This is a genomic window from uncultured Christiangramia sp., assembly GCF_913046405.1.
Taxonomy (GTDB): domain Bacteria; phylum Bacteroidota; class Bacteroidia; order Flavobacteriales; family Flavobacteriaceae; genus Christiangramia; species Christiangramia marina.
In genome coordinates this window covers 22,648-29,200 of sequence record NZ_CAJWRQ010000026.1, presented here as the reverse complement: position 1 = coordinate 29,200, position 6,553 = coordinate 22,648, and the positions used below count along the sequence as shown (strand labels likewise).

Here is a 6,553-nt window from a genome sequence, read left to right as displayed (position 1 = left end):
ATTTGCGCTGGTGTTGCATTTTTTCGAAGACCCCATTCCTCAATATAGTAAAGAATTTCTAGGTTTTGAGGGATGTTCTCAGGAGTTGTTCGTGGTAGAATGGTGCGAAAATCACCTTCAGAAAACCTGGTATTTTCGTTAATAGCATCGGCAAAAAAACCATAGCCCAGCGGACACCATGGCACGAAACCTATTCCCAATTCTTCACAAAGGGGCAACACATCAGATTCTGGATTGCGCGTCCAGGGCGAATATTCATTCTGGATTGCGGTCAGTGGTTCCACGGCGTGTGCCCGACTAATCGTACCTAATCCTGGTTCAGATAATCCCCAATGAAGCACCTTTCCTTCTTTCATCAATTCCTGAACAGTTTCAGCAACATCTTCAATTGGAACATTGGGATCTACCCGGTGCTGATATAACAGGTCTATATAATCGGTTCTTAGCCTTTTCAGCATGCCTTCCACGGCTCTACGAATGGTTTTTGGATGACTATCTAATCCTCCTCGTTCGCCGGTCTCAGGATTAATATCGAAACCGAACTTTGTAGCGATCTTCACATCTTTCCTAAAAGGCTCAACCGCTTCTCCTATCTGTCTTTCACTGATCAATGGTCCGTAGACCTCTGCGGTATCAGAAAATGTAACTCCATTGTCATAGGCTTCCCGGTAAAGTTTATTTATCTTGTTCTGATCACGAACCCCGCCAGTATAAAATCCAACCACAGAAAGGGCTCCCAGGCCAAGTGGCGAAACCTCCAGATTTCCAAGTCTTCTTTTATCCGGATTTATATTCTTTTGTTGAGATTTATTAATCTTGCCCTGGCTTGTTTCTTTACTTCCCGTATTTGCCGAAATGGAAAACGGATTTAAACTAAGCCCAACACCAGCTATGGCAGAACTGCTTAGAAATTTCCTTCTGTTTAGGTTATTTCGGCTTTGTAAATTATTAGAATTCCTGCTTTCCATGATTATACTTTTATAGGTTATTATTCCTCTCTAAATAAGTTTATTACAAATATCCCCCAACATGTAAGCTAATTCGGTATACAGATTACTGATATTCTAACCATTATTACTGATAATAGTCACCATATCAATTTCTTAAAACTCAGATTGGTATATTTGTTTTAAAGTAAAAAAGCAAGTTATGGAAGAGATATTGAAGGTTGAAAGTATCGCCCAGTACAATGCTCTTAAAGAGATTAAAACCAGGCATCCATTAATCACATCTTTTGATAGCGGAACAGCAAAACCCTTGTCAAGTGGGAAGTTTAGCTTTGAGTTTTATGCGATCTTTTTGAAGGGAGTGAACTGTGGTGAATTGAAATACGGTAGAAACACTTATGATTACGAAGAAGGAACCATGGTTTTTATGGGACCAGGCCAGGTTGTAGGTATTAAAAGTGCCAAGGATTATAACCCAAAAGGTTTCGCCCTACTATTTCATCCTGATTTTATAAAAGGCACACCGCTTGCAAGCAAGATTCATACGTATTCCTTCTTTTCCTACGACCTTAATGAGGCCCTGCATTTATCTGAAAAAGAGCGGCAGATCATCACAGAATTATTCCTGAAGATAGATTACGAACTCGATCAAAATATTGATAAACACAGTAAAACTATCATTACCAGTAATATTGAATTATTGCTTAATTATTGTGAACGATTCTATGACCGGCAATTCATAACCCGAGAAAATTTAAATCAGGGCATTGTATCCAAATTTGAAGGTTTACTGAATGATTATTTTCAGTCTGAAAACCCTCAGAAATACGGCCTGCCTTCTGTTGGTTATTTTGCTGATCATTTAAAACTTTCAGCAAATTACTTCGGCGACCTGGTGAAAAAGGAAACAGGTAAATCGGCTATAGACCATATTCATCTGAAATTAATTGATGTTGCTAAAGACCGGATTTTCGATACTGATAGCTCCATTAGCCAGATCGCCTATGAATTAGGGTTTAAATATCCCCAACATTTCAACCGGATGTTTAAGAAAAATACTGGTTATACTCCGAATGAGTATAGAAATTTGAATTAGGGTTAAAATACCATTCCCGTATTATGTTTATTCAATTTATTGAAATTAAATAAGAGTCAATTGTTTATGATATCTATCAAGAATGTCGGTTGGTAATGAATCCAGATAAATTTGGGTGGTATTAAGTTTGGAATGTCCAAGCATGGACGAAATTACATGAAGCGGAATATCTTTTAACATTGCGTGGGTTGCGAAGCTGTGTCTTGATACATAAGATGTGAGATATTCCCTGATTCCACATTTATTGGCGATTCTTCTAAGTCCCTTGTTATATCGATTCCTTGCTTCTTGAACCTGTTTATATTGTTCAGACAATGTTTCAGAGTTTAAAATTGGCAATATGAAATCGTCATTTTCCTTACCCTTTAAATAAAATTGAAGTATTTCATTTAATTGATCTGTAATGAGAATATTGTAATTTTTAGAAGTCTTTTTTCGTTGGAACTTAATCCTGTCTGCAACAATATTTTTCTTTTTTAGAAAAGCCATATCAATAAATGACATTCCGAAAAGCAAATAGGAAATTAAGAAGTAGTTTTTATAGTGGAATGGCCAGGATCCCTCCTCGGTTTTATAATGCAATAATTTTAAAACGCTTTCATACTGAATGGCTCGTTTAGCCGTGGGAGTGGTTTTAATTTGATAATCATTAAAGGGGTATGCCTCTTTTTCTATTAACCTGTCTTTTATAGCTTTGTTATATATAGACCTAAGCGTTCTTAAATATGAAGCGAGTCCGTTGAGGGAATTATTATTAGATAAGTGGAAGGTCTCGAAATCGACCAGAAATTCGTAATTAATGTCATTAAATTTTAAGTCTTTCTTTTTAGTGTAGGACTTTAATCTGGTTATTAAACCTCTATATGATTTAGCACTTCCAAGTCGATTAGCTTTTACTAAATCGTCTACCAATTTATCTCCATAATCAAAGAAGGAATCAAATTTTCTTCTTTTACTAATTCTGTCTTTTAGCTGGTTTATAGAGAGAAACCTTAATTCATTTTTCAGTTCCAAAACATTAATAATACTTCTCGCCTTGCCTAATTGTTCATAGAGATATTGATTTAATAAGTTAACCTCCGATTTTCGTCCATAATTTGACCTAACTTTCTTATTTTTATCATCCCAGAAGTGTAAAGAAATAGATTTACCGGTTGAAATTGAAGTCGTCTTTTGGAAATGACAGAGCCTAATGATCAAAGTGAAAGTTTGATCATTTTTAATGCGTCTTTTATCGATTGCTAAATTGGCACTAGTTTGCATTTTTGCAACTTTGGAATTTGAATTAATAATTTACGCAAATTGAATAAATATTTGAATGAAAATCACACGTAATTCACACTTATTTGTTTGATTTTAAATGAAATCAATTGAACACAAATAAAATGTAAATACCTATAAATCATTAAATTAAGTGATTTTTGATTGAGAAAAAATGTTAAAATCGAATTCTCATAATCAGGTGGTCCTTGGTTCGAGCCCAAGTGGGACCACTTTTACAACTTAATAGACCCTATAGACACTACAGTTTATAGGGTTTTTTTATAGAATTCCTGGTCGTTTTGAGCAGTTCCACACTCAACATTTAGAATATTTTACCAGGGTTTTTTGGTTTTTATTTTTGAAAAAAATCTAAAAGTGATGATATCTTAGCATTCATAAACCTAGAAGAAATGGTGAATATGAGATTAAAAACTGATAATGGCGAAATAGCTGACTATAATAGTGGGCAGAAGATCCTGGATGATCTTTACTTGAATATGGATAAGAAAGAGATCGATGAAAACCTTCAAATTTTCAATATAGATTTCGAAGTAATTCCAAATCAGGTAGCCATAAATACGACGCTAAGAGATAAGGTTGCTATTGTGTCTATAATAGTAAGCGAAGATCGAAAGTATCAATATTTGGTAGGTCCCGACCTTAATCTGGAGCAATTTGAAAAACTCGATCAAAGCCAGATGCCGGAAATGATCAAAGGACAGGTTAGAGAAGCCTTTCAGCTCATTCAGTCCAAATAGTTGACTTTAGATATTCTTAAATAATAAATCCTGCACTTCATCGTGCAGGATTTATTATATCAGGTACTTTTCTATCTGCTTCTAATCAATAAGTATTTTAATAACATAGAATACTTCAGATTCCTTTATTCTTCAAGACTTTAGCGTCTAAACCTTTTATTGACCTGATTTCGTCTTCTCTTCTGAAGAAACTTCAGAAGAGAAGATTTCCTCTAAGCTGACGCTTGTCATATTTCCTTTTGCAACCTGTTCATAGTTTTGAAATCAAAATTTTACTATGACTCATTCTGCCTTAGTTCAAAAGTATAATATCCAGGGTCCCAGGTATACCAGCTATCCAACTGTGCCGTATTGGGATCAGGACAGCTTTTCAGGAAATGCCTGGAAATCCTCGCTTATTCAAAGTTTTAAAGAATCAAATTCATCTGAAGGTATAAGCCTCTACATACATCTACCTTTCTGTGAAAGTCTTTGCACATTTTGCGGTTGTAATAAGAGAATTACAAAAAACCATGGAATGGAAGTTCCCTATATCAATTCGGTTCTAAAAGAATGGGAGATGTACTGTACTTTATTTCCAGAAAAACCGGTCATCAGGGAACTGCACCTGGGAGGAGGAACTCCCACTTTCTTTTCTGCTGAAAACCTGGGCTGTCTGTTGGAAGGAATATTCAAACGCGCTAAAAGATCTCAAGCTGCCGAATTTAGTTTTGAAGGGCATCCCAATAATACCAGCAGGCAACACCTCGAGCTGTTTGCAAAGTTTGGATTTACACGGGTAAGCTATGGGGTTCAGGATTATAACCCAGAAGTTCAGAAAGCTATTCATAGAGTTCAGTCGTTTGAAAATGTCCTCCTCGCAACGCAAAACGCGAGGGAAGCTGGCTTTACTTCAGTAGGTCATGATATCATCTTTGGATTGCCATTTCAGACCAGAAACGATATCATTTATACCATGCAACGTACCCTGGAGCTTATGCCAGACAGGATCGCATTTTATAGTTATGCCCATGTTCCGTGGATTAAAGGTAGCGGTCAGAGAGGTTTTAATGAGAAGGATCTTCCCACTGCGGCTGAAAAACGCGTGCAATATGAAACTGGTAAACAAATCTTACTGGATGCTGGTTATGTAGAAATTGGGATGGATCACTTTGCTCTAAAAACCGATACTCTCAGTATGGCATTAGATAATAAAACGCTGCATAGAAATTTTATGGGCTATACGGCTTCAAAAACTCAGGCTATGATCGGGCTTGGTGTTTCTGCGATTAGTGATAGCTGGTATGGCTTCGCGCAGAATGTTAAAGGTGTGGAAGAATATCAAAACCTGGTGAATAATGGGATGCTACCCTTACTAAGAGGACATATTCTTAACGATGAAGATCTGGTTATTAGAAAACATGTTCTCAATTTAATGTGTAAGCTGAAAACTTCCTGGTATACGGCAGATCAGACTTTCAAGGAATTACCCGACGTGCTTATTAGTTTACAGGAGATGGCAGATGACGGACTCATAGAAAGAGATTCAAATTATATCATTGTCACCGAGAAAGGAAGGCCATTCGTTAGAAATGTATGTATGTCATTTGATCTTAGACTGAACAGGAAAAGACCTGATGCACAATTATTTTCAATGACGGTATAATTAGTAAGCGATAGTTTTTAGTCCAAGATTCAACAGTTTTTATAACAAGTATACTAAAAAGAGGAATTGATCGATCTCTGAATCACGTCAGAAACTAAAGCAATACAAAAACCATGAGTATACATATAGAAGCGGAAAAAGGTGAAATAGCCGAAACGGTTTTACTTCCCGGGGATCCTCTACGGGCAAAGTGGATCGCTGAAACCTTTCTCGAAGATAGTTTTTGTTATAATAATATTCGGGGGATGCTAGGCTTTACCGGAACATACCGGGGAAAAAGGGTGTCAGTCCAGGGAACGGGAATGGGCATTCCATCTACGCTCATTTATTGTCACGAATTACTGGAGACCTATGAAGTTCAAAACCTTATCCGGGTTGGGAGCGCCGGTGCTTTCCAGCCAGAGCTAAAATTGATGGATATTGTGATCGCCATGTCGGCTTCTACAAATTCTTCCTTGAACAGAGCTGTGTTTGGTAATGCCGACTTTGCTCCAACCGCCAATATCGACCTTTTACTAAAGGCCATAAATTTCGCTGAGAAAAACACTATTCCATTTCATGCTGGTAACGTTCTGTCATCTGACTTCTTTTATGATGAGAAGCCTGATTATTTTAAACAGTGGGCTAAATATGGAGTGCTTTGTGCTGAAATGGAAACGGCGGCGATCTACACGCTGGCTGCCAAATTTGGAGTAAAAGCATTATCCATTTTAACCATTTCTGATTCACTGGTAACTACTGAAGAGATTTCCGCAGAAATGAGAGAGCAGAAACTCAACGAAATGGTGGAAATAGCACTGAATTCTTTCTAGTATCACATAATTTCAGAATAAAAAAGGGAGCT

Annotated in this window: 6 protein-coding genes; 4 read left to right on the top strand and 2 right to left on the bottom strand. The window is 36.9% G+C overall.

Going from position 1 to position 6,553, the window contains the following annotated elements; genetic code table 11:
- A partial coding sequence (locus QZ620_RS05325) for an aldo/keto reductase (protein WP_295179773.1) occupies positions 1-968 on the bottom strand: 968 nt, incomplete at its 3' end.
- Between the two features lie 181 nt (positions 969-1,149).
- Between QZ620_RS05325 and QZ620_RS05320 the strand changes: the two genes are divergently transcribed.
- Positions 1,150-2,043, top strand: a complete 894-nt coding sequence (locus QZ620_RS05320) for an AraC family transcriptional regulator (RefSeq protein WP_295179771.1) — start codon at positions 1,150-1,152, stop codon at positions 2,041-2,043.
- A gap of 45 nt (positions 2,044-2,088) precedes the next feature.
- Here the strand turns inward: QZ620_RS05320 and QZ620_RS05315 are convergent, their stop codons facing one another.
- Positions 2,089-3,306 carry a site-specific integrase gene (locus QZ620_RS05315; protein WP_295179769.1) on the bottom strand — a complete coding sequence of 406 codons (1,218 nt, stop codon included), beginning with the start codon at positions 3,304-3,306 and terminating at the stop codon, positions 2,089-2,091.
- A 419-nt stretch (positions 3,307-3,725) separates the two neighbouring features.
- On the opposite strand from QZ620_RS05315, the gene QZ620_RS05310 reads away from it, so the two are divergent.
- The 3 genes from QZ620_RS05310 to deoD all read left to right on the top strand — a co-directional run bounded on the left by QZ620_RS05310 (position 3,726) and on the right by deoD (position 6,521).
- On the top strand, positions 3,726-4,064 hold the full coding sequence (locus QZ620_RS05310; protein WP_295179766.1) for a hypothetical protein: 339 nt from the start codon (positions 3,726-3,728) through the stop codon (positions 4,062-4,064).
- A gap of 277 nt (positions 4,065-4,341) precedes the next feature.
- On the top strand, positions 4,342-5,709 hold the full coding sequence (gene hemN / locus QZ620_RS05305) for an oxygen-independent coproporphyrinogen III oxidase (RefSeq protein WP_295179764.1): 1,368 nt from the start codon (positions 4,342-4,344) through the stop codon (positions 5,707-5,709).
- A 113-nt stretch (positions 5,710-5,822) separates the two neighbouring features.
- On the top strand, positions 5,823-6,521 hold the full coding sequence (deoD, locus tag QZ620_RS05300; RefSeq protein WP_295179763.1) for a purine-nucleoside phosphorylase: 699 nt from the start codon (positions 5,823-5,825) through the stop codon (positions 6,519-6,521).
- Positions 6,522-6,553: the final 32 nt, after the last annotated feature.

What these genes read in the sequence shown, in the direction of transcription:
- QZ620_RS05320 (WP_295179771.1), top strand. Translation starts at nt 1,150, where the DNA reads ATGGAAGAGATATTGAAGGTTGAAAGTATCGCCCAGTACAATGCTCTT.
- QZ620_RS05315 (WP_295179769.1), bottom strand. Translation starts at nt 3,306, where the DNA reads ATGCAAACTAGTGCCAATTTAGCAATCGATAAAAGACGCATTAAAAAT.
- QZ620_RS05310 (WP_295179766.1), top strand. Translation starts at nt 3,726, where the DNA reads ATGAGATTAAAAACTGATAATGGCGAAATAGCTGACTATAATAGTGGG.
- hemN (WP_295179764.1), top strand. Translation starts at nt 4,342, where the DNA reads ATGACTCATTCTGCCTTAGTTCAAAAGTATAATATCCAGGGTCCCAGG.
- deoD (WP_295179763.1), top strand. Translation starts at nt 5,823, where the DNA reads ATGAGTATACATATAGAAGCGGAAAAAGGTGAAATAGCCGAAACGGTT.